This window comes from Sorangium sp. So ce1036, assembly GCF_051369805.1.
Lineage (GTDB): Bacteria > Myxococcota_A > Polyangia > Polyangiales > Polyangiaceae > Sorangium > Sorangium cellulosum_F.
The window spans coordinates 2,827,587-2,849,266 of sequence record NZ_JBBMOX010000001.1; the positions used below are offsets into that span (position 1 = coordinate 2,827,587).

At 74.0% G+C, this 21,680-nt stretch carries 17 protein-coding genes; 6 read left to right on the top strand and 11 right to left on the bottom strand.

Features of this window, described 5'->3' with window-relative positions; translation table 11 throughout:
- Positions 1-36: 36 nt before the first annotated feature.
- A complete protein-coding gene (locus WMF31_RS10835; RefSeq protein WP_436601855.1) occupies positions 37-1,038 on the bottom strand; it encodes a glycosyltransferase in 1,002 nt (333 codons plus the stop codon).
- Positions 1,039-1,237: 199 nt separating this feature from the next.
- Positions 1,238-4,096 (bottom strand): carboxypeptidase regulatory-like domain-containing protein, encoded by a 2,859-nt coding sequence (locus WMF31_RS10840; protein WP_436601856.1) that lies wholly within the window; start codon positions 4,094-4,096, stop codon positions 1,238-1,240.
- A 352-nt stretch (positions 4,097-4,448) separates the two neighbouring features.
- Between WMF31_RS10840 and WMF31_RS10845 the strand changes: the two genes are divergently transcribed.
- Positions 4,449-5,876, top strand: a complete 1,428-nt coding sequence (locus tag WMF31_RS10845) for a sigma-54-dependent transcriptional regulator (RefSeq protein ID WP_436601857.1) — start codon at positions 4,449-4,451, stop codon at positions 5,874-5,876.
- Complete coding sequence (locus tag WMF31_RS10850; RefSeq protein ID WP_436601858.1) at positions 5,873-6,865, top strand: ABC transporter ATP-binding protein; 993 nt, start codon at positions 5,873-5,875, stop codon at positions 6,863-6,865. Before WMF31_RS10845 ends, WMF31_RS10850 begins: the two co-directional genes overlap by 4 nt.
- Before the next feature lie 35 nt (positions 6,866-6,900).
- Here WMF31_RS10850 and glmM read toward each other — a convergent pair whose 3' ends face one another.
- From glmM to WMF31_RS10880, 6 genes are all read right to left on the bottom strand, one after another.
- Entirely contained in the window at positions 6,901-8,337 is a 1,437-nt protein-coding gene (glmM, locus tag WMF31_RS10855) for a phosphoglucosamine mutase (RefSeq protein WP_436601859.1), read from the bottom strand.
- A gap of 246 nt (positions 8,338-8,583) precedes the next feature.
- On the bottom strand, positions 8,584-9,636 hold the full coding sequence (locus WMF31_RS10860; RefSeq protein ID WP_436601860.1) for an SDR family NAD(P)-dependent oxidoreductase: 1,053 nt from the start codon (positions 9,634-9,636) through the stop codon (positions 8,584-8,586).
- 82 nt (positions 9,637-9,718) lie between these two features.
- The gene (locus tag WMF31_RS10865) at positions 9,719-11,041 is read right to left on the bottom strand and encodes a bifunctional folylpolyglutamate synthase/dihydrofolate synthase (protein ID WP_436601861.1); all 1,323 of its coding nucleotides are present in this window, start codon (positions 11,039-11,041) and stop codon (positions 9,719-9,721) included.
- Positions 11,038-11,895 (bottom strand): acetyl-CoA carboxylase, carboxyltransferase subunit beta, encoded by an 858-nt coding sequence (gene accD / locus WMF31_RS10870; RefSeq protein ID WP_436601862.1) that lies wholly within the window; start codon positions 11,893-11,895, stop codon positions 11,038-11,040. The genes WMF31_RS10865 and accD overlap by 4 nt, the downstream gene beginning before the upstream one ends.
- A gap of 10 nt (positions 11,896-11,905) precedes the next feature.
- Complete coding sequence (locus tag WMF31_RS10875) at positions 11,906-12,571, bottom strand: 3-oxoacid CoA-transferase subunit B (RefSeq protein WP_436601863.1); 666 nt, start codon at positions 12,569-12,571, stop codon at positions 11,906-11,908.
- A 30-nt stretch (positions 12,572-12,601) separates the two neighbouring features.
- Positions 12,602-13,360, bottom strand: coding sequence for a CoA transferase subunit A (locus tag WMF31_RS10880; RefSeq protein WP_436601864.1), 759 nt, complete (start codon positions 13,358-13,360; stop codon positions 12,602-12,604).
- A gap of 194 nt (positions 13,361-13,554) precedes the next feature.
- Here WMF31_RS10880 and WMF31_RS10885 point away from each other — a divergent pair, with 194 nt between their 5' ends.
- Together WMF31_RS10885 and WMF31_RS10890 are read left to right on the top strand one after the other, a co-directional pair.
- Positions 13,555-14,859 carry a penicillin-insensitive murein endopeptidase gene (locus WMF31_RS10885; RefSeq protein WP_436601865.1) on the top strand — a complete coding sequence of 435 codons (1,305 nt, stop codon included), beginning with the start codon at positions 13,555-13,557 and terminating at the stop codon, positions 14,857-14,859.
- 209 nt (positions 14,860-15,068) lie between these two features.
- The gene (locus WMF31_RS10890) at positions 15,069-15,695 is read left to right on the top strand and encodes a hypothetical protein (RefSeq protein WP_436601866.1); all 627 of its coding nucleotides are present in this window, start codon (positions 15,069-15,071) and stop codon (positions 15,693-15,695) included.
- Positions 15,696-15,704: 9 nt separating this feature from the next.
- On the opposite strand, the gene WMF31_RS10895 is transcribed toward WMF31_RS10890, so the two are convergent.
- A complete protein-coding gene (locus tag WMF31_RS10895; RefSeq protein WP_436601867.1) occupies positions 15,705-16,856 on the bottom strand; it encodes a hypothetical protein in 1,152 nt (383 codons plus the stop codon).
- 99 nt (positions 16,857-16,955) lie between these two features.
- Between WMF31_RS10895 and WMF31_RS10900 the strand changes: the two genes are divergently transcribed.
- Complete coding sequence (locus WMF31_RS10900; RefSeq protein WP_436601868.1) at positions 16,956-19,724, top strand: ATP-binding protein; 2,769 nt, start codon at positions 16,956-16,958, stop codon at positions 19,722-19,724.
- 61 nt (positions 19,725-19,785) lie between these two features.
- Positions 19,786-20,274, top strand: coding sequence for an acyl-CoA thioesterase (locus tag WMF31_RS10905; protein ID WP_436601869.1), 489 nt, complete (start codon positions 19,786-19,788; stop codon positions 20,272-20,274).
- Between the two features lie 89 nt (positions 20,275-20,363).
- Here WMF31_RS10905 and WMF31_RS10910 read toward each other — a convergent pair whose 3' ends face one another.
- The gene (locus WMF31_RS10910) at positions 20,364-21,134 is read right to left on the bottom strand and encodes a M15 family metallopeptidase (protein WP_436601870.1); all 771 of its coding nucleotides are present in this window, start codon (positions 21,132-21,134) and stop codon (positions 20,364-20,366) included.
- 133 nt (positions 21,135-21,267) lie between these two features.
- Positions 21,268-21,663: a VOC family protein gene (locus tag WMF31_RS10915; RefSeq protein WP_436601871.1), complete on the bottom strand. Its 396-nt coding sequence runs from the start codon at positions 21,661-21,663 to the stop codon at positions 21,268-21,270.
- Between the last annotated feature and the right edge of the window lie 17 nt (positions 21,664-21,680).

The following is a 21,680-nucleotide window of genomic DNA, read 5'->3' on the forward strand; positions in this document are numbered from 1 at the left end:
GGAGCGCGCTTGCAAATACTCGCTCGGGGCGCGCGCTCAGGAGGCGCACACATAGTCCGAGCCCTCGACGAAGCCGCGCGCGGCGAGGTGATCGCGGATGAGCGCGCGCGCCCCCCGCGCCCCCACGGCGACCACGAGGGTCTGCGCGCCCCGCGCGAGGCGCGACGGGTCGACGATCGGCGCGCCCTGCGCGACCCGGCCGATCTTCCGCGGATCGATGTCCACGAACCGCTCCGGCCGCACGCCGTTCCGGGCGAGCTCCCTCGCGAGCCGCCGGCCGGTCTTGCCGGCGCCCCACACCGCCACGGGGCGCGTCCTGTCCAGCTTCCTCGCCAGGTAGTACCCCTTCGCCTCGAGGAAGCGCAGGATCGCGTACCGCGGATCCGCGAACGTGGCGCGACCCTCGCGGTGCCGCCAGCGCAGGCCGAGCTCGGGGAGCTTCGCCATCCGCACGCCCGCCGCGTCGAGGCGCAACCACAGGTCGTAGTCCTCCGCCCACGGCGCGTCCCGGAAGCCGCCGACCTGCTCCAGCGCGCTCCGCCGCAGCATCACCGACGGGTGGCACAGCGGGGACTCCACGAACATCTCCCGCGCGTGATCCTCGGGCGTGAGGATCGAGTTCAGCCAGGCCACGTAGCGCAGCATGCCCTCGCCGATCGGCCCGGACGCGAACGCCTCGACGCGGGTCCCGACGACGCCGAGCCGCGGATCCCGCCGGAGCGCCTCGACCTGCCGCGCGAGGCGCCCGCCGAGCGAGATGTCGTCGCCATCCATCCGCGCGAACAGCTCGCCGCGCGCCGCCGCCGCCGCGCGGGAGAGCGCCCGCGCGATCCCCACGCCCCCCGTCGCGATCGGGACGACGCGGCGATCGCGCCGGGCGATGCGCGCGACCGTGGCCGGCCCAGCGTCGGTCGAGCCGTCGTCGGCGGCGATCACCTCGAGGTCGACCTCGCGCTCGGCGAGCACGCTCTCCAGCGCCTCCTCGATGGTCGCCTCCGCCTGTCTGTAGGGGAGCAAGACGGAGACGAGCGGCGTCACGCCGAGACCATGACGGCGCGCCGGCGCAGCGTCCAGGAGAAGGGGCTCGCGCCGCGAGCCCGCTCCGCCGCGTCCCCCTCGAGGCCCGGTCCCCGCGAGGGGGGTCGCGGCCGCGAGCGGGACCGGCGCCCCTCGGCCACGTGAACCTGCCGAGGTGCGTGATGTGCCGGTGCTCGCGCCGCCCGGGGGCGGGCCCGGCTCACTTCTCCAGGATGATGAACTGCACGCGCCGGTTCTTGGCCTTGTTCGCGGGTGTGACGTTCGGCGCGATCGGGCGGTCCTGCCCGTAGCCCTTCGCGACGAGCCGCGCGCCGTCGACGCCGGCGCGGACGAGCCAGGCGCGCACCGAGTTGGCCCGGGCCTCGCTGAGCGTCTGGTTGTGCTCGCGCCCGCCCGTATTGTCGGTGTGCCCCTGGATCTCGACCTTGCGGATGTTCGGATTGCGCTGGAGCACGTCCGCGATCTCCTCCATCAGCGCGTTCGAGTCGCCCAGGATCTTCGCCGAGTCGGTCTCGAAGTGGATCTGCTTCGAGATCTTGATCTCGTTGCCCTGCACCTTCACGAGCGACACCTTCGGCCGCTTGTTCACCGTGAGCGCGGCGCGGGTGTCCTCGTTCGTCCGGACCTCGGCCTGGTTCACGTGGTTCATGTAGCCCTGCGCCTCGACCTTGAGCGTCACCGCGCCGGCCGGCAGCTCCGCGAAGCGGAACGCGCCGCTCGCGTCGCTCGTCGCCGTCTGCTCGCGGCCGGCCTCGTCGACGAGCCGGATGGTCGCGCCGGCGACCGCGTCCCCGCTCTCGGCGTCCTTCACCGTGCCGACGACGTTGCCCGTCTTGGGCAGCGCCTCGAGCGAGCAGTCGACGTCCACGAACGTCGGCCCCTGCGGCTGCACCGGGCCAGGCGCTGCTCCGGGCACCCCCGGCGGCTGGCCGAACGGCGGCTGCCCCGGCTGCGGACCGAAGGGGCCGGGCTGCGGGCCGAAGGCGCCGGGCTGCCCCGGCTGCGGGCCGAACGGCCCTGGCTGCGGGCCGAAGGCGCCGGGCTGCCCCGGCGGCGCGCCGAAGGGGCCCGGCTGCGGGCCGAAGGCGCCGGGCTGCCCCGGCTGCGCGCCGAAGGGGCCCGGCTGCGGGCCGAAGGCGCCGGGCTGCCCCGGCTGCGCGCCGAAGGGCGCAGGCTGCGGGCCGAATGCCCCGAGCTGCCCAGGCGCCGCCCCGCCGGCGGGGACCGTCGCCTGGCAGGTGCCCGGCTTGTAGCCGGTCGCCCGGACGTTGAACGTGTACGTCCCCGGATCGAGGTGCCGCGTGAGGAAGCGGCCGTCCGGGCCTGTCGCGTACGGCGGCTGCGCGACGCCCTCGATCGTCACGATGGCGTCGGCGACCGGCGCGTCGGGCTTGTTCTGCTCGTGCACGAGGCCGCGGACGAAGCTCTGGGGCGCCGGCACGATCTGCGGCTCCCGGATGATCCGCGGCGCGGCGGCCGGCGGCGGCTCCTTCTGCTTCGTGTCGTAGGCGTAGCCGATCCCGAGGTAGAGCGACCACGGCGCCTGCGGCGCGACCTCCTCGATGAACACCGAGGTCGCCGACAGGCCGAGGTCGAACGCCGCGTGCGCGGAGAGCCCGCGGAACGCCTTCTCGAACGGCGTCGCCCGCACGCCGAGCGACAGCCGCGACGGCACCGCCGAGTACCCCGGCCCGCCCTGGCTCTGCGGATCCGGCGCCGCGAAATCGTCGAGCCCGAGGCAGACGTCGCCGCGCGACACGCGGCTCGTGTGGCACTCGTAGCCCTGCCGGTTCACCGGGATGTCGAGCGTGTACTCGAGGTACGGCTGCACCTTCGGCAGCGGCACCTCGACGCCCAGGTGCGTCTGGAAGAAGTCGACCCGGTTGATCCCGAGCCCGAACCGCTCGATGCGGGAGATCGGCTGCCGATCGCGGCCGTCCCTGAACGCCTTGGCCCGCTCCTTCTCGACCTCCTCGACGACGACGCCGGAGTTGTCGAGCTTGTAGCCGAGGTTCAGGTTGACCCGCAGCGGGAACCCCTTGCCCGCCGGCTTGCGCAGATCGAGCGACGCGAGCCCGCGGAACACCGCGCTCGTGCCGCCGCCCGCCAGGCCGACGTCGCCCGTCCCGTTGAGCAGGAGCAGCTGCGCCTCACCGCCGAAGGTGAACCGCTTGGCGATCTTCTGCGGCGTGAACGCCTTCACGCCGAGCGTCGTGTCGCCGAGCACCTGGAGCAGCCGGGGGCGCCCCTGATCGTTCGCGTTCGCGAACGTGCGGATCGACGCGTACCCCTCGAGGAACGGCAGGGGGGTCGCGTTCAGCGCGAAGAACGCGCCCACGTGGCTCGCCGAGTCCTCCTGCGCGTCGGGGCCGCAGGTGATCGGCTGGCCGGCGGGCGTCGACTCCGCCGGATCGCAGAGGAAGCCGCTCGTCGAGAACCAGTCGAGCAGGAACGACACCCGGAAGGTGCCCGGCGCGCCGGAGCCCGCGTACGACGTCCGGAGGAGGCCGGTCGAGCCCCACAGGTTCGGCTGCTCGATGAGCGAGAGGGCGCGCTCCTGCTCGCTCCACGCCGCGGAGCTCGACGCGGTCGCGCCGGCCCGGGCGCCCTGCTCGTCGGCGGACGCTTGCGCGCCGAACGAGAAGCTCGCGTCCGGCTGCGGCTGGCCAGGAGACGGCGCCGGCCCGAACTGCTGCGGGGCGTCGCCTCCAGGAAAGCCCGGCTGCGGCCCGATCTGCGGCGGGCCACCAGGGAAGCCCGGCTGCTGCGGCCCGAGCTGCGGCGGGCCCCCGGGAAAGCCCGGCTGCGGCCCGAGCTGCGGCGGCGGCGCGTCTCCCGGGGGCGGCTGCGGCCCGAAGGGGCCGGGCTGGCCGGGAGGCGGTTGCGGCCCGAAGGGCCCAGGCGGCGCGGGCTGGGCGGGAGGCGGCTGCGGTCCGAAGGGCGGCTGCGGCTGCTGCGCCTCTGCGGTGCCCGCGAGCGTGAGAGAGCCGACGAGCGGCAGCGCCGTGAGCGCAGCGCGCGGGGGCTTGCCGGCAAACACCTTCAGAAGCGTGTGCATCGAGCCTCGTCCGCGAAGCCAATCAAGGAAACGCCCGCCAATCGGGACGGTGCAGGCCTCGCGCGCGGCCCGTTGTATCACTCCGAGCGGTGCACGAAACAGCGGTTTCGACAGCGGCAGAGCCGCGACAAGCGCCGTTGCGCGGCGCTCCAACGGCGGCGTCGCCGCGCGATCATCCGCGGTCGCCCGGGCGTACCGCGGATCACGCCGAGGCGGCGCGGGCGCCGCGCCGTCGCGCCGGCGACCCGGTCGCAAACGTGCTCGGCCATCGCGCCTCGCGGCGCCGAGCGCTGCTCGGGCCGGGGGGCGAGCGACGCCCAATTTCCGGGGAGCACATGCTAGGAAAGCCACCATGGCATCCCGGGGGCGCATCCTGATCGTCGACGACGAGGCGAACGCGCGCGCGGCGCTCTCCGAGATCCTCCGCGAGGAGGGGTACACGACCGAGACCGCGGCCGACGGCTTCAAGGCGCTCGGCAAGCTCGAGGAGTTCGCGCCCGACGTGGTCCTGACCGACCTCAAGATGCCCGGGCTCGACGGCATCCGGATGATGGAGAAGGCGCAGCTCGCGCTGCCGGACGCGACCTTCGTCGTGATGACCGCGTTCGGCACCATCTCGAGCGCCGTCGAGGCGGTGAAGAAGGGCGCGTACAACTACCTCACGAAGCCGCTCGATTTCTCCGTGCTCGCGGTCGTGGTCGAGCGCGCGGTCGAGCGGGCCCGGCTGCTCCAGGAGAACTCGCGGCTGCGCGAGCGGCTGCGCGAGCGCAACGCGTTCGGCCACGTGATCGCGAGCCACCCGAGCATGGTGAAGCTCGTCCGGCTGGTCGAGCAGGTGGCGCCGAGCCGCGCGAGCGTGCTCATCGTGGGCGAGACGGGCACGGGCAAGGAGCTCATCGCCGAGATGATCCACCGCGCGAGCCCGCGCGCGAAGGCGCCGCTCGTCCGGCTCAACTGCGCCGCGCTGAGCGAGTCGCTGCTGGAGAGCGAGCTCTTCGGGCACGAGCGCGGCGCCTTCACCGGCGCCGTCGGGCGCCGCGAGGGGCGGTTCGAGCAGGCGAGCGGCGGCACGCTGTTCCTGGACGAGGTGAGCGAGATCCCGCTCGCCACCCAGGTGAAGCTCCTGCGCTTCCTGCAGGAGCGGACGTTCGAGCGGGTCGGCGGCAACGAGACCCTCAAGGTCGACGTGCGGATCCTCGCCGCGTCGAACCGCGATCTGCGCCAGCGCATCGCCGAGGGGCTGTTCCGGGAGGACCTCTACTACCGCCTCAACGTCGTCACGCTGGAGATCCCGCCGCTCCGCGAGCGGCAGAGCGACATCCCGGAGCTCGCGACGTTCTTCCTGGGCCGCTACGCGCAGGAGAACGGCAAGCGGATCGAGGGCTTCACCGACGAGGCGCTCTCGGCGCTCACGGCCTACTCGTTCCCCGGCAACGTGCGCGAGCTCGAGAACGCGATCGAGCGGGCGGCGGTCCTCTGCGACGGCGCGCGCATCGAGCTGCGACACCTGCCGGCGCAGATGTCGTCGGAGCCGGCCGAGGCGGTCGACGCGATGCCGCGCATCCCCGGCAGCACGATCTACGACCTGGAGCGCTACGCGATCCTGCGCACGCTCGAGGCGTGCAGGGGCTCGACGTCGAAGGCGGCCACGATCCTCGGCATCAGCCCGCGCAAGATCCAGTACAAGCTGCACGAGTACAGCGCGGCGAGCGCGCGGAGCCGCGGGCGGCCCGGCGACGCGTCGGCGGGCGAGCAGCGCGAGGGCGAGGAGGGCGCATGAGCGGAGCCGAGATCGCAGGCGAGGCGCGCGACGAGCGCGCCCTTCGGCCTGGCTCGGGCGAGGGCGGCGAGCTCTTGATCGACGTCCGCGGGCTGCTGAAGACGTTCCGGGTGGGGTTCTTGCGCCGGAAGGCGGTCGAGGCGGTCAAGGGGGTGAGCTTCGGCGTGCGCCGCGGCGAGATCTTCGGCTTCCTCGGGCCGAACGGGGCCGGCAAGACGACGACGATCAAGATGCTGACCGGCCTCATCGCCCCGACCGGCGGCGAGGCGTTCCTGTTCGGCGCGCGCGTGCCGTCGCCCGAGGCGCGGCGGCGGATCGGCTTTTTGCCGGAGAACCCGTACGTCTACCCCTACCTCACCCCGCGCGAGTTCGTGGAGCTCTGCGGCCGGCTGTCCGGGATGCGCGGCGCGGCCCTCGGCAGGAGGGCGATGGAGGTGCTCGATCAGGTGAAGATCGCGTATGCGGCGGACCGGCAGGTGCGCCGCCTTTCGAAGGGGATGCTCCAGCGCACGGGGCTCGCCGCCGCGCTGGTCGCCGATCCCGAGATGCTGATCCTGGACGAGCCGATGAGCGGCCTCGACCCGGTGGGGCGCAAGGAGGTCCGCGACCTCATCTTCGCGGAGCGCGATCAGGGCCGGACGATCTTCTTCTCGACGCACATCCTGAGCGACGTCGAGGCGATGTGCGATCGCGTGGCGATCCTGCGCGAGGGCAAGGTGGTGGTGAGCGGCGCGATCCGGCAGCTCCTGCGGGGCGACGTGCTGCGCACCGACGTCACGCTGGCGGGGGCGGGGGAGGGGCTGCTCGACGAGCTCCGCGCGAGCGGCCTCTCGACCTCGCGCCGGGGCGACGTCGTGGTGGTCGACGTGCAGGGTGAGGCGCGCGTGCGCGAGGTGCTGGAGCGCTCGCTCGCGGCCGGCGCGCAGGTCGTCGAGGTGACGCCGCGCCGCGAGACCCTCGAGGATCTCTTCATGCGGCGAGCGCTCTAGCCAGCCACGAAGGCCGGGCAGCCCGGAGCGACCCGCTACGCCGTGGCGCCGGCGACGTCCTGCTTGGCCGCCTCGATGATCTCGAGCGCGTACGCCCCGATCGCCGACGCGTCCTCGCCCTCGACCATGACGCGGAGCTTCGGCTCCGTCCCGCTCCAGCGCACCAGGATGCGCCCCCGGTCCCCGAGCGTCTTCTCGATGCGATCCACGGTGATCCGCGTCCGCTGCATGCTGTCGAGCGGCACCCGGGTCACGAACGTCGCGTTCTCCAGCACCTGGGGCACCCGCTGCATCGCCTTCGAGGCGAGCTCGCTCAGCGGCTTGTCCTCTTCCATCATGATCGCGAGCACCTGCAGCGCCGCCACGATGCCGTCGCCCGTCGTCGCGTGGTCCAGGAAGATGAGGTGCCCCGACTGCTCGCCCCCGAACGAGTAGCCGCCGTTCCGCATCGCCTCGACGACGTAGCGGTCCCCGACCGCGGTGCGCACGACGTGCCCGTTGTGGGCCTTGAGCGCGCGCTCCAGGCCGAGGTTCGACATCACCGTCGTCACGATCGTGTTCCGCGGCAGCTTGCCCGTGCGCAGCATCCTGAGCGCGCAGAGCGCCATGATCGCGTCGCCGTCGACCACCTCGCCGCGCTCGTCGACCATGATCACCCGGTCCGCGTCGCCGTCGAGCGCGATGCCGATGGCCGCGCCGCGCTTCAGCACCTCGGCCTTCACGTGCTCCGGGTGCAGCGCGCCCGTCTCGCGGTTGATGTTGCGGCCGTTCGGCTTCACCCCGAGCGCGGTCACGTTCGCGCCGAGCTCCGTGAACACGGCCGGGGCCACGCGGTACGCGGCCCCGTGCGCCGCGTCGACCACCATCTTCACGCCGTCGAGCGACAGCGCCGCGGGGAACGTGCTCTTGCAGAACACCACGTACCGCCCCCGCGCATCGTCGAGCTTCACGGCGCTGCCGATCGCCGCCCCGATCACCCGGGCCTCGTCGAGCTCGTGGCTCTCCATGAGCCGCTCGATCTCCTCCTCCTCGGCGTCGGGCAGCTTGTAGCCATCGGGCCCGAAGATCTTGATGCCGTTGTCCTGATACGGGTTGTGGCTCGCGCTGATCACGACGCCGGCGTCGGCCCGCATGCTCTGCGTGAGCTGCGCGACCGCCGGCGTCGGGATCGGCCCGCTCAGCATCACGCGCCCGCCCATGGCGCACACGCCGGACGCGATCGCGGTCTCGAGCATGTAGCCGGACAGCCGGGTGTCCTTCCCGATCACCACCCGCACCTGCCTCGACTTCCCGCGGCTCGCCACGAACGTGATCGCGCGCCCGAGGCGCAGCGCCATCTCCGGCGTCATCGGCGGCTGGTTCGCCACGCCGCGCACCCCGTCGGTCCCGAAGAGCTTGCGGCCCGGCTTCTGCGGCTCGCCCGTCGCCGACGGAGCGGCGCCCTGATGATCCTTCCTGGTCTGCTTCGGCACGGTCCCTCTCTCTGGTCTGGGCTGAGGAGACCACCCTTAGCAACCTTTGCCAATCCAGCCTACGGCCAATCTCCGCCCGCGCGGCGCGGTCGTGTCCTTGCGCCACGCCGGCGTGGCGCGCCGCCGCCGGCGAGACCCCCGCCGCGCCTCGGTGTGACGTGGACGCCATCGCCCCCTGGCCTTTCGCGACCGCCGCCGCGAGGCGGTGTGACGTGGACGCTCTCGCGCCCTGGAGCTCCGAGCTCGCTACCGCGCCGCCTCCGGCGGCGCCTCGTTGTTGCGCCGCGCCGCCTCGTTGCTCAGGCGCAGCAGGACCGAGCTCTGGAGCGGCGCGCGAAGATCCCGGCCGCGCGTCGTGCCCGCGCCGCCGCGGGCCGGTGGCAGGAGCGCGTTGAGCCAGCCCATCAGCCGCGCCGTCGTCTGCGGCGCGACCCCGTGCGCCCAGCTCAGGAGGTGCGCCGACAGCCCGAGCTTCACCTCGGCGCGCCCCTCGCGCGCTGCCGCCACCACCCGCCGCGCCGCGCGCCGCGCGTCGATCGTCGCGATCGGGATCGACGACGCGAGGCCGAACCAGCCGAACTCGCGCTGCCGGCTGCCGCCGAACTCCGCGTTGTAAATCGACCCCGTGCGCATCGGCCCGGGGATCACCGTCGTGACGCGCGGGCCCCTCGCGCCGCCGTGAGAGAGCTCGGCCTGGATGCTCTCCGAGAAGCCCATCATCGCGAACTTCGACGCGTTGTACCCGAGCAGGTGCGGCACGGCGACCCGCCCGCCGATCGACACCACGTTCACGATCCGCGCCGCCCGCCCCTGCTCATCGAGGTGCGGCAGCGCGCGCAGCGTCGTGTAGACCGCGCTCCAGTGGTTCGAGCGCATCGCCTCCTCGAGCTCCTCCACGCGGAGGTCCCGCATCGGGGCGACCTGGATCACGCCGGCGTTGTTGACGAGCACGTCGATCCGCCCGAAGGCGCGCGCCACGCCGTCGATGAACGCCTCGGCCGCGGCGCGGTCGCCGAGGTCGCGCGCCTCCGCGTGCACCTCGACGCCGCGCGCCCGCAGCCGCTGCGCCGCCCGGTCGAGCGCCTCGGCGTCGCGCGCGGCGATCGCCACCCGGGCGCCGAGCCGGCCGAACTCCTCGGCCAGGAGCAGGCCGAGGCCGCGCGAGCCGCCCGTGATGACGACGACCCGGCCCCGCAGGTCGATCCTGCGCAGCGCGCGGACCGCCGTCCGCGCGAGCGCGACCGCGCCGAGCGCGGCCGCCGTGAAGAGCACCGGCGAGCGACGTTTCCTGGATGCCATGGCCGTCGATGACGGCATCGCCCGTGCCAGGGCGTCGCGGCAGGCGGCAGCGACGCGCCTGCACATCGCGCGCGGGCCGCGCTCAGAGCGTCACGACCGGATCCGGCGTGATGCCGAGCAGCGCCGACCGCACCTCGCCGACCAGGTAGATCGAGCCGGCCACGACGACGAGCCCGCCCGGCGCCGCGCCCTCGAGCGCCCGCGCCACAGCCGCGCCCGGATCGCCGACCGGCTCGCCCGGCGCGATCGCGCGCAGCGCCTCGAGTGGGGCCGCCGCGCGGCCGCGCGGGGTGACGTAGAACCGTCGCTGCGCGCGCGGGGCGAGCGCCTTCAGCATCTCGCCCCAGCCCTTGTCCGACATCGCCCCGAACACGAGCGCGGTGCGCGCCGCGCCGGGGCCCTCCTCGTCGAGCCACGCCGCGAGCGCCTGGGCGCCGTGCGGGTTGTGCGCACAGTCGAGCAGGACCTGGGCGGCGCCGGCCTCGAGCCGCTCCAGCCGGCCAGGCCAGCGGGCCGCGGCGAGCCCCGCCGGGAGCGCTCGCTCGAGCGCGGGCCACCGGGCCGCGAGCTGCCACGCGATGCCGCACGCCACGCCCGCGTTCTCCGCCTGGTGAGCGCCGCGCAGGCCGAGCTCCACCTCGACCTCGCGATGCCCCGGCCCGGCGACGCGCGTCGCGCGCCCGTCGCGTCGGCCGCGTCCGACCGTGATCTCCCCCGGCCGCGCGTCGCGCCCCGCCGGCGCGACGCGGAGGCGCGGGCCGGCGCCGATCGCCTGCGCGGTGGCCTCGATCGCGGCGTCGGCGTCGGGCGTGAGCGGGCCGAGCACCGCGGGCGCGCCGGGCTTCAGGATGCCCGCCTTCTCCCGGGCGACGTCGGCCACCGTCGGGCCGAGCAGGGCCTCGTGGTCGAGCGCGATCGAGGTGATCGCCGTGCAGAGCGGCGCCTCGATGACGTTGGTGGCGTCGAGCCGGCCGCCGAGGCCCACCTCGACGATCGCGAGGTCGACCTCCGCGTCGCGGAACGCCACGAACGCCGCCACGGTGAGCGCCTCGAAGAACGTGAGCGGCGAGGGGACCTCGGAGAGCGCGGCGGCGAGGGCGCGCTCGAACGCCGCGTCGCCGATCGCCTCGCCCCCGATGCGGATGCGCTCGGCGAAGCGCGACAGGTGCGGCGACGTGTAGAGGCCGGTGCGGAGCCCGGCCGCGCGCGCGACCGACTCGACCATCGCGCACACGCTCCCCTTGCCGTTGGTGCCCGCGACGTGCACCGCCGGCGCGGCCGCGTGGGGATCGCCGAGCGCCGCGAGCGCCTCGCGCACCCGGTCGAGCCCCAGCACCATGCCCCGCGGCGCGCGCTGCCCCAGCTCCGCGAGCAGCGCGGAGAGCCGCGGCGCCGGCGAGGTCATCGCCGCGCCCGGCGACCGTCCGAGAGGTGCTGGAGCAGCGTCCCGATCCGGGCCTTCATCTCGAGCCGCGGCACGATGAGGTCGACCATCCCGTGGTCGAGCAGGAACTCGGCGCGCTGGAAGCCGGCCGGCAGCGTCTGCCGGATCGTGTTCTCGATGACCCGGGGCCCGGCGAAGCCGATGAGCGCCTTCGGCTCGGCGATGTTGACGTCGCCGAGGAACGCGAAGCTCGCCGCGACGCCGCCCGTCGTCGGGTGGAGCAGCACCGACAGGAACGGCAGCCGGGTCTTCCGGTACCGCTCGAGCGCGGCGACGCTCTTCGCCATCTGCATCAGCGACAGGATGCCCTCCTGCATGCGCGCGCCGCCCGACGACTGGAGGAGCACCACCGGGAGCTCCTCCCGGGCCGCGCGCTCGAACAGGCGGGTGATCTTCTCCCCGACGACCGAGCCCATGCTCCCGCCCATGAAGGCGAACACGAACGCGCCGTAGGCGACGTCGCGGCCGTCCATCCTGGCCCGGCCGATCTCGATCGCCTCCTTCGCGCGGAGCTTCTTGTGGAGCGCGGCGACCCGGTCCCGGTAGCTCTTGCCGTCGCTGAAGCGGAGCGGGTCGTTCGGGACGAGGTGGTCGTCCCACTGGGCGAGCTCGCCGTCGTCGAGCAAGAGCCTCCGCCACCCGTCGGCGTCGAGCTTGTGGTGGTGGCCGCACTGCGAGCACACCTCGAAGGTGCGCGCGAGCTCGGCGGCGTCGTGCGTGTGCGCGCAGCCGTCGCAGCGACGGAACACGCCCGCTCCCAGCGAGCGCTTCTCGCTCGCGTCGGTCGTCGGCAGGGTCTTCTCGGGCCAGGTCATCGGCGAACCTTCAGGCGCTCCTCAGGGCCATCTCCTTCACGTCGGAGGGGACCCGGACGGTTGGTTGTGTCTTCTCCTGCACCTCGCGGGCGCTCACGCCGGGCGCGAGCTCGCGCAGCACGAGCCCCTCGGGCGTCACGTCGAGCACGGCGAGATCGGTGATGATCCGGTGGACCACGCCGCGCCCGGTGAGGGGCAGCGCGCACTCGTTCAGGATCTTCGGCGCGCCGTTCTTGGCCGCGTGATCCATGACCACGACGACCCGCTTCGCGCTCACCACGAGATCCATCGCCCCGCCCATCCCCTTCACCATCTTGCCGGGAATCATCCAGTTGGCAAGATCGCCCTTCTCCGAGACCTCCATGGCCCCGAGGATCGCGAGGTCGATGTGGCCGCCCCGGATCTGCGCGAACGAGTCGGCGCTCGAGAAGATCGCCGAGCCGGGGAGCATGGTCACGGTCTCCTTGCCCGCGTTGATGAGGTCCGGGTCCTCGGCGCCCTCGATCGGGTAGGGGCCGATGCCGAGCAGCCCGTTCTCGCTCTGCAGCACCACCTCGATCCCGGCGGGGATGTAGTTGGCGACGAGCGTCGGCATGCCGATGCCGAGGTTGACGTAGTAGCCGTCCCTGAGCTCCAGCGCGGCGCGCTGCGCGATCTGTTCCCGCGTGAGTCCCATCGTGTCCCCTGTCCCTGCGCCGCGCGCGGCTCAGGCCGAAGGCGCCTTGCGCACCGTGCGCCGCTCGATCCGCTTCTCGTAGCGCTCGCCCTGGAAGATCCGGTGCACGAAGATCCCGGGCGTGTGGATGTGGTCCGGGTCGAGCGAGCCGACCTCGACGAGCTCCTCGACCTCGGCGATCGTCACCCTGGCCGCCATCGCCATCATCGGGTTGAAGTTCATGGCGGTGTGGCGATAGACGAGGTTGCCGAACCGGTCGCCCTTCCAGGCCTTGATGATCGCGTAATCGCCGCGGATGGCCGGCTCGAGCACGTAGTCGCGGCCGTCGAACCGCCGTATCTCCTTCTTCTCGGAGTACTTCTTGACGGTGCCGTCGGGGTGATAGAGCACCGGCAGCCCGCCCTCGCTGATCGCCGTGCCGGCCCCGGTCGGGGTGTAGAACGCGGGGATCCCGGCGCCGCCGGCGCGGATGCGCTCGGCCAGCGTGCCCTGCGGCGTCAGCTCGACCTCGAGCTCCCCGCTCAGGTACTGCCGCTCGAACTCCTTGTTCTCGCCGACGTACGACGAGATCATCTTCCGGATCTGGCGGTTCTGGAGCAGGATCCCGAGCCCGAAGCCGTCGATCCCGCAGTTGTTGGACACGACCACGAGATCCTTCGTGCCGAGCGTGCGGAGCGCCGCGATGCAGCTCTCCGGGATGCCGCAGAGGCCGAATCCGCCCGCGAGGAGGGTGGCTCCGCCCGGGATGTCGCGCACGGCATCCAGGGCGCTCTTGTAGACCTTGTCCATGGCCGCCCAAGAGGTAGCCCAACTGGCCGCGCGGCAAAAGGCTTCGCTTCCGCCCCCTCGTGACGCGACGCGGTGGCGGCGCGGCGGCGTCCGCCAGGCCGGTCGCGCTCCCCTCAGAGCGATGCGGTCCCGCCGGTCGGCCAGGGCACGCCGGCTTCTTGGCCCACCCTCTGGAAACCCCGTAACGGACCGGTGTGCCTCGACCGCTCTTGCTGCTGCTCACGATCCTGGCGCTCTCTCTCCCCGGTCTCCGGTCAGCCGCAGCGGCCCCCGAGGCGCCGGCGCGCTCGCAGCAAGCGCGGTCCGCCGCGGGCGCGCGCGCGCGCCCCGCCGCGCCGCGCGCGCGGCGCGCGAAGGAGCCGGCCGACGCCCGCCGCCACCGCGGGGGCGGCGCCGGGCGGGCAGCCGAGCCCGCGAAGACCCGCGCGCCCCGGATCCCCGCCGTGTCGGTCGGCCACCCCAACGACGGGCGCCTCGAGGGCGGCGTGCGGCTCGACACCTCGCGCAAGGAGATCCGCGTCGTCCCCGCCTACGCCCGCGCCGACGTCCGCTGGGGGCTGCCGGCGCTCGTCGGCATGGTGGAGCGCGCGGCGCGCGGCGTGGCCAGGCGCTATCCGGGCGCCGTGCTCGAGGTCGGCGACCTGTCGCGAAAGGGCGGCGGCGACGTCCACCGCCACGGCTCTCACGAGAGCGGCCGCGACGTCGACCTCGGCTTCTACGCGCTCGACGCCCGGGGCAAGCAGGTCCACGCGCCGACGTTCCTCCGGTTCAACGCCCGGCTCGCCTCGACCAGCCGGCCCGGGGTGCGCTTCGACCTGCCGCGCAACTGGCTGCTCGTGCAGCACCTGCTCACCGACCCCCGCGCCCACGTGAGCCACATCTTCATCGCCGATCCGCTGCGGCACGCGCTGATCACCTACGCCAAGCGCATCGGCGTCTCCCGCGCCCTGATCGTCCGCGCGCAGCTCGCGATGATGCAGCCGACCGGCGGGGAGCCGCACGACGATCACATGCACGTGCGCATCTCCTGCCCCCGCGCCACGCGCGGCCGCTGCATCGAGCTCGCGAAGAACGCGCCCTCGTCCCGCACGCGCGCGCAGGCGGCGAGGGTGGCCAGCGCAGGCAAGGTGGCGACGCCGCGCCGGACCCCGGGCGCGCGCGCCCGGAAGCCGGCCGCGCGCCCCGCGCCGGAGCGGCCCCGCGAGGCCGGATCGAGCCGGCGCGATCCTGCCAGGCAGGAGGGGCGCCGGGCGGACCCGCCACCGGCCGCGCGCCGCGAGCGAGGCGCGCGCCGCGCCGCCCCGCGAGAGGAGCGGGCCGGAGCGCGAGAGGCGCTGCCCCCCGCCGCCGCCCGCGCGGCCGCGCAGCCGCCGAGGGATGCCGTCGACCTGTCCTTCCTGCGGCCGTCCACGACCCAGGAGGCGCTCGAGGCCGACTCCGACGGCCTCGACGCGGGGCGCGCGCTCGACGACAGCGGCGCGCTCAAGATCACGGACTGACCCCGCCGCGCCCCCTGCGCACGCCCTGCAGGCAGCAGGGACGCCGCCGGCGCAGGGACATCGCAGGCAGCAGGGACATCGCAGGCGGCCTGGACAGATGGATACGCTGCGTCGCGTCGCGGGGACGCCCGCAATCTTCGGTACGGGCGCTGCGGCTGCTGGCCCTGGGCGGAAGGCCTCGTGCAGACTGCGACGGACAGGGGGTGCTCATGCGGCAAGCGGTCTCGCACACCTCGATTCCCACCCTTCCATCGACTCCATCGCTCGTCGCCGGCGAACACGATCGCCGCGCGCTGCTCGCGGCGCTGACGTTCATCGACAAGCCGCCGCGGAGCGCGCCGGCGCTCGCGGGGTGGTTCGAGAAGCACCTCGTGCGGCCCGGGTGGATGCGGCGCCCGACGCACGTGACCGAGGCCTTCTCGCTGCCGGTGTCGCTCGGCCCGGCCGCGCCCGCCGGCGCGGACGAGCCCGAGCTCCAGGAGATCGTCGAGGCCGCGCGGTACCGGGTGCTCGCCTCGCTCCGCGCCTTCATGCCTCCTGCCGCGGACGATCGCTTCCTCACCGCGGCCATCGCCGGCGCGCGCGTGCGCCGGGCCGGGAATCCGGCGCTCTGGGAGCCGTGCCCGCGCGAGGACGAGCAGCTCGGCGACATCGTCCTCAGCCTGTTCGCCGCGGATATCCTGAGCCACCGCGCGTTTCACGACGCCTATCTCTGCGTCTGCAAGACCTGCCTCCGCATCGACTTCGACCCGAGCCGATCCGGTCGCACCGGTTGCCCCGAGCACGAGCCGACCGCCACGGTCAACGTGATGCGGCGCGGCCGTCCGCCGGCCTGAAGCCTGGCGTCACAGGCACCCGAGGCGGCACTTGGAGGCCCGCTCGAGGCACGTCGACAGGCAGGCCTGGTAACGCTGGTACTGGCTGCTCTGGGTGGGCTCCTCGCCGCACTCGCTCGCCCGGCACGCGCGGTGTCGCCGCTCGCAGGCGCCCAGGCACCCGGCGTTGCCGGCCGCTGCGGGCGCGCGCGCCGCCGCGGCAGCGCGGGCCGGCTGGGCCCGCGCCTCCTCCGCGGCGGGCTGGCCGGGCGGCGCTGCCGGCGCTGCCCGCCCCGCGCGCTGCGCGGCGAGGGACGCCGGCCCGCAGCGCTCGAAGGCGCGGCGCATCACGTCGTCCGCTGGCCCGGGCGGGATCTCGCACACCCGCGCCACGCTCTCGACCCGCCGCGCGACCGCGGCGGCCGCGCGCGCCGCGATCCCCTCAGGCCGCGACGAGGTCGGCGCGCCGCTCGCTCGCGCCGGCTCTCCGGCCCGCTCGCTCGCTCGCGCCTCCTCTCCTGCCGGCTCGCCCGCTCGCGCCGCCTCTCCTGTCGGCTCGCTCGACGCCCTGCCCATCAGGAACGCGACGATCAGGCTCGCCACCACGAGCCCCAGCGCGGCGAGCAGCAGCCTCGGATCGATGCGGCGCGACCCCCGATCCGGCGGTCCCGCGGCGGCGCCCGGAGCTCCAGGCGGACCGTGCGCGGGCTCGCGGGCGTCGGGCGAGCGCGCCCTCGTGAGCGCCGCCCCCGGGACGGCCGGCGTCCGCGTCGTCGGCGGGATCGGCGGTGGTCCCAGCGTCGGGGCGTGCTGCGGCGGCGAGGCGACCGGCAGCGGCGAGATCCTCGGCAGCGGCGCCGGCCGCGGGATGTCCGCGGCCGCCCGCGCGAGCGACGTGGGCGGCGGCACCGTCGGCATGTCGGGCCACTCGACGAGCGGCCTCACCTGACGGAGCTGCGCGACCAGCCCCCAGAGCTCGCCCCGCTGCTCGAAGCGGCGGACCAGCTCATGCGTGGCCCCCTGGATCCCGCGGTCCCACGGGATGCCCGGCTCGCCGAGCTCCTCGGCGAACCGGCGCAGCTCGACCGCGCTGAAGCAGGCCGTGATGCGCCCGCGGATCTCGGCGGCATCGCGCGCCGTGGTGCCTGCGCTCCGCGGCGTCCCCGTTCCCTCGGCGTCCACGCCTCGCAGCTTACCGCACGCGCCACCGAAGCCGAACCTGGTATAGGCTCCAGGCATCGTGTCCCGAGCGCGGCCCCCGGGGACGTGGAGACCTGCCAGATGAGCCGAGAGGACAGTGCAATTGGCGCGGCGCCGCCCGCCCGCGCACCGCTGATCGGGCGCGAGGCCGAGCTCTCGTCGCTGGCCCGCGCCCTCGACGCGGTCGAGGAGGAGCGCTCCACCCGGACCGTGACGCTCGTCGGCCCGCCGGGCATCGGCAAGAGCCGGCTCGTGCACGAGTTCCTCGAGCGGCGCCGCGGCGCATCACCGCTGCGCGTCTACGCCGGCAGCGCCCGCGACCTGCCGTCCGCGTACGGCATCTTCGCGCGGCTCCTGCGCGCGCGCTTCGGCCTCCTGGACGGCGCGGACAAGGACGTCGCCCGCGCCGAGGTCCGCGCGCAGGTCGCGCACGTGATGGACGACCGCAAGGTGGGGGACGTCATCTATTTCCTCGGCCAGTTCATCGGGCTCGCGTTCGGCGACAGCCCCCTCACGCGGGCGGTGCAGGACGACCCGGCGCAGGCCGACCTCATCCGCCGCGCCGTCCTGAAGGCGTTCCTCGAGGCGGACGCGGCGCACGGCCCCGTGTGCCTCTGCTTCGAGGATCTCCACGCGGCCCACGACGACTCGCTCGCGCTCCTGCGCTACCTCGTCGAGTACCTCACCGGGCCCGTCCTGGTCCTCTGCGTGGCGCGCCCGGATCTGCTCACCCGCCAGGAAGACTGGGGCAAGCTCGGCGAGCGGCGGCACACGCTGATCGAGCTCACGCCGCTCCGCGAGGCCGAGGCGGCGGAGCTCTCGCGGGCGCTGCTCGCGCCGTGCGTGGCGCGCGGGAGCGAGGACCTCGTCCCCGACGCCGCGGGCTCGGAGCCGCAGGCCGAGGCGGGCGCGCCGCCCGAGCTCGTCGAGGCGGCGTGCGCCTTCGCGAACGGCAACCCGGCGCTGCTCGAGCAGATGGTCTGCATCTGCCACGACCAGGGGGTGCTCGAGGAGCTCGCGCCCGACGCCGCGGGCGGGCCGCGCTGGCGCGTGCACCTCGGCAAGCTGTCGACCGCGAGCCTCCCGATGACGGTCGAGGACGCCGTGAACGTGCGCCTCGCGGCGCTCGACCACGAGAGCCGGCAGCTGCTCGAGCAGGCCGCGACCATCGGCCCGGTGTTCTGGAGCGGCGCGCTGTTCGTGCTCGGCCGGGCCGGCTGCCAGGCGCCCGAGCTGTGGGGCGAGGAGCAGAGCGACCGGGACCTCGACCGCATCCACGCCGCGCTCCGCGCGCTGTGCGACCGCGGCTACCTGCGCAAGCAGAGCGAGTCGAGCTTCGCGGGCTCCGACGAGTACGTGTTCGTGCACGACAAGGAGCGCGAGGCGCTCCAGAAGCGGATGAGCGCCGCGGCCCAGCGCAGGTACCACCACGCGATCGCCGAGTGGCTGGAGCAGCAGGTGGCGGTGCGCGCCAGCGAGGAGCTCCTCGCGCAGCTCGCGACGCACCGCGAGCGCGTCGGCGACGCGGTGCGGGCGGGGCTCGCGCTGCTCGACGCCGGCGACGTGGCGCGCGGGCGCTACTCGAACGCGAAGGCCGCGGAGTACTACGCGCGCGGGCTGGCGCTGCTCGGCGACGCGCACGTCGCGCGGCGCATCGACGCCCTCCACGACTACGGCGACGTGCTGCAGCTCGCCGGCAGGATCGACGACGCGCTCGCCGCCTTCCGCGAGATGCTGACGCTCGCCTACCGGCTCGACAACCGGCGCAAGGGCGGCGCGGCCCACAACCGCATCGGGCGGCTGTACCGCGACAGCGGCTCGCTCGACGAGGCGGGCAAGCACCTCACGACCGCGCTCCGCCTGTTCGAGGGCGCGCGCGACGAGCGGGGGGTCGCCTCGACCATCGACGACATCGGCAAGCTGCACTGGCTCCGGGGCGAGTACCAGGAGGCGCTGAAGTGGCTGCGCGACGCGCTCGTCCGCCGCGAGCGGATGGGGGATCGCCGCTCGATCGCGCTGTCGCTCAACAACCTGGGCCTCGCCATGCAGGACTCGGGCGAGGTCAAGCAGGCGCTCGCGACGTTCGAGCGCTCGCTCGCGATCCGGCGCGAGATCTCGGATCTGCTCGGCGTCGTGATGAGCCTGAACAACCTCGGCACGCTCGCCCAGGATCAGCGCGACGATCGCCGCGCCCTGGAGCTGTTCAGGGAGGCGCTGGAGGTGGCGCGGCAGATCGGCGATCGCAACCGCACGGCGCTCATCCTGACGAACATGGGCGGGTCGTACTACCGGAGCGGCGATCCCGACGAGGCGGTGCGCGTCCTGCAGGAGGCCGAGGAGCTCTGCGACGAGCTCGGCGACCGGCTCGGCCTCGCCGAGGCGCGGCGCGCGCTCGGCAAGGCCCACATGCTGCGCGGCGATCTCGAGAAGGCGCGCGACTCGATCAGCCGGGCGGTCGACCTGTTCGCGTCGGTCCGGAGCAAGGTGCACCTCGGCGTCGCCCTCCGGACGCTCGGCGAGATCACGGCGGCGGGCGGCTGGGGCAGCGCGCACACGAAGAGCGCGCGCGCCTACTTCGCGCGCTCGGTGAGCATCTTCGAGGAGACGGGGAACGAGCTCGAGCTCGCGCGCACCTTCCAGGCCTACGCGAGGTTCCTGACGACCGACCGCAGCTTCGTCGCGAACATGGCGGCGCGGCGCGAGGCGATGGCGATGAACGAGCGCGCCGAGGCGATCTTCGCGCGGCTCAAGGTCTCGCTGGTGCGCCTCGAGGACGACGCCACGCTCCCGACGGGCCCGCCGAAGCCGGCGGCCGGGTCGGGCTCCGACCGGGCGTCGACCACGAGCTGAGGCGTCGGCGGGCGGGCCAGCGCGCTCTGACGCGGGGGGCCGCCCGTGATACGCCTCCCGCGTGAAGGCCCACCACGACAAGCGCGCCGCGGACTCGGTCACGACGATGACCGAGTACGTCCTGCCGACGCACGCGAACGCGCTCGGCTCGATCTTCGGCGGACAGGTGCTCGCCTGGATCGACCTGTGCGCCGCCATCTGCGCGCAGCGGCACACGGGCAGCACGGTGATCACCGCCGGCATCGACGACCTCTCGTTCGACCGCGGCATCAAGGTCGGGCAGGTCGTCCGCTTGCGCGCGCGGGTGACGGCCACGTTCCGCACGTCGCTCGAGATCCTGGTGTCGGTCGAGGGCGAGGACGCGGCGACGGGCGACGTCTGGCCCATGGTCACGGCCTTCGTGACGCTCGTGGCGGTCGACGCGTCGCTGCGGCCGACCGCGGTGCCGCCGCTGCGGCTGGAGACGGACGAGGATCGCCGCCTCGCCGAGGCCGCGGCCGAGCGGCGCGCGCGCCGGCTCGCCCGGCGCCAGCAGGGAAGAACGCCCTAGCGCCGCTGCGGGAAGTCGGGCCGAGAGGTGAGCCGCCATGACGCCATGGCGGTTCTTCCGCTGATCCGGGGCAACTTCCCGCAATCGTGCTAGTTTGCCCTGATGCGGTCGGGGTTCCCGAGGAACTCGAAGTGCATCGTGTCCTCGAGCTCGTCGTGGCCCAGCCAGTCGAAGCCGTAGCGCTCGAACGCCCTGATCCAGCAGCGGGAGAGCGCCGTGCGCTCGTAGGCGCTGCGCTTCTTCTCCTGGCAGAGCGGGCTCGTGGGCCACGGATCGACGCACCCGCAGCACGGGTTCCGGTCGGGGTCGATGTCAATGGCGATCCCGAACAGGTGGTTGGAGATCTCCGCGCCGCGGTAGCTGTTCGCGGTGCGGAACCCGCCGACGGCGCGCGGCGTGTAGCGGCTGGCCTTGCGGCGGCACGTCTTGCGGATCCGCTTCTCCACGCAGTGGAGCGCCGGCGCGATCTTCTCGTGGATGGAGATCGGCAGGCCCATGAACCGCACGGTCGTGGCGTGGGAGTAGGCGCTCTCGGGGTTATGGCGCCGCGTCTCCTCGGTCTCGACGTGGCCGTAGTGCTCGGCGAGGTAGCGCACCGCCTTCGCGTGCTTCTTCGGGTTGAGCACCCCTTTGCGGACGAAGGTGCGCCGCTTGAGGAATTTCTGCGGCTTCTGCAGGCGGCACAGGACGCTCTTCGTCCTGGTCTTGCGCGCCTTGGTCTTGCTCGTCTTCGCCTTGCCCTGGACGCTCTCCTTCGCCTCGGCCGCGGGCCCGCCGTCGAGGCCCAGGGGGCCCGCCGCGAGCAGGGCGAGCGCTGCTGCGACGAGCAGGGGCGCTCGTGTCCGGCCGTTCGCGTTCACGCGCGGAGGTTAAGCAGGCCGCCGCGGGGGCGGCAAGGGCCTGCCGCGCGCGCCCGCGCGCCCGACACGGCGCTCCGACGCGGCGCTCCGGCGCGATGTACGCCGGCGAACGCGCTCCGGGCGCCGCCCGGCCTCAGGGCACGCTCCAGGGCGAGCAGATCTCGACGAGCACGCCGTTGAGATCGCGCACGTACGACACGCGCTGGCCCCACGGCTTGTCGTGTGGCTCGGCCACGGGCGCGGCCCCGGCCTGGACCGCGCGCGCGAACGCCGCGTCGACGTCCTCGCTGACGACGCAGAGCTCGATCCCCGCGGGCTTCGCCTCGCGCCGGTTCCTCTCGAACGCGCCGATGCCCTCCTGCGCGAAAGCCTCCTGCACGAACCCGAGCGGCAGCGCGCCGTGCATCTCGCAGTAGGCGTTGCTGTCGGAGACGAATTTGCGCTCCATACCGAACGCGCGCTCGTAGAACGCCGCTGCCGCCACCGCATCGGGGACATACACGATCGCGCCGCCGAACCCTGTCTTCATGGTCGTCCTCCTCGCGG

Coding starts and splice junctions, on each gene's coding strand:
- WMF31_RS10900 (WP_436601868.1), top strand. CDS start 16,956: ATGAGCCGAGAGGACAGTGCAATTGGCGCGGCGCCGCCCGCCCGCGCA.
- WMF31_RS10890 (WP_436601866.1), top strand. CDS start 15,069: ATGCGGCAAGCGGTCTCGCACACCTCGATTCCCACCCTTCCATCGACT.
- WMF31_RS10880 (WP_436601864.1), bottom strand. CDS start 13,360: ATGGACAAGGTCTACAAGAGCGCCCTGGATGCCGTGCGCGACATCCCG.
- WMF31_RS10840 (WP_436601856.1), bottom strand. CDS start 4,096: ATGCACACGCTTCTGAAGGTGTTTGCCGGCAAGCCCCCGCGCGCTGCG.
- WMF31_RS10860 (WP_436601860.1), bottom strand. CDS start 9,636: ATGGCATCCAGGAAACGTCGCTCGCCGGTGCTCTTCACGGCGGCCGCG.
- WMF31_RS10875 (WP_436601863.1), bottom strand. CDS start 12,571: ATGGGACTCACGCGGGAACAGATCGCGCAGCGCGCCGCGCTGGAGCTC.
- WMF31_RS10915 (WP_436601871.1), bottom strand. CDS start 21,663: ATGAAGACAGGGTTCGGCGGCGCGATCGTGTATGTCCCCGATGCGGTG.
- WMF31_RS10850 (WP_436601858.1), top strand. CDS start 5,873: ATGAGCGGAGCCGAGATCGCAGGCGAGGCGCGCGACGAGCGCGCCCTT.
- accD (WP_436601862.1), bottom strand. CDS start 11,895: ATGACCTGGCCCGAGAAGACCCTGCCGACGACCGACGCGAGCGAGAAG.
- WMF31_RS10865 (WP_436601861.1), bottom strand. CDS start 11,041: ATGACCTCGCCGGCGCCGCGGCTCTCCGCGCTGCTCGCGGAGCTGGGG.
- WMF31_RS10845 (WP_436601857.1), top strand. CDS start 4,449: ATGGCATCCCGGGGGCGCATCCTGATCGTCGACGACGAGGCGAACGCG.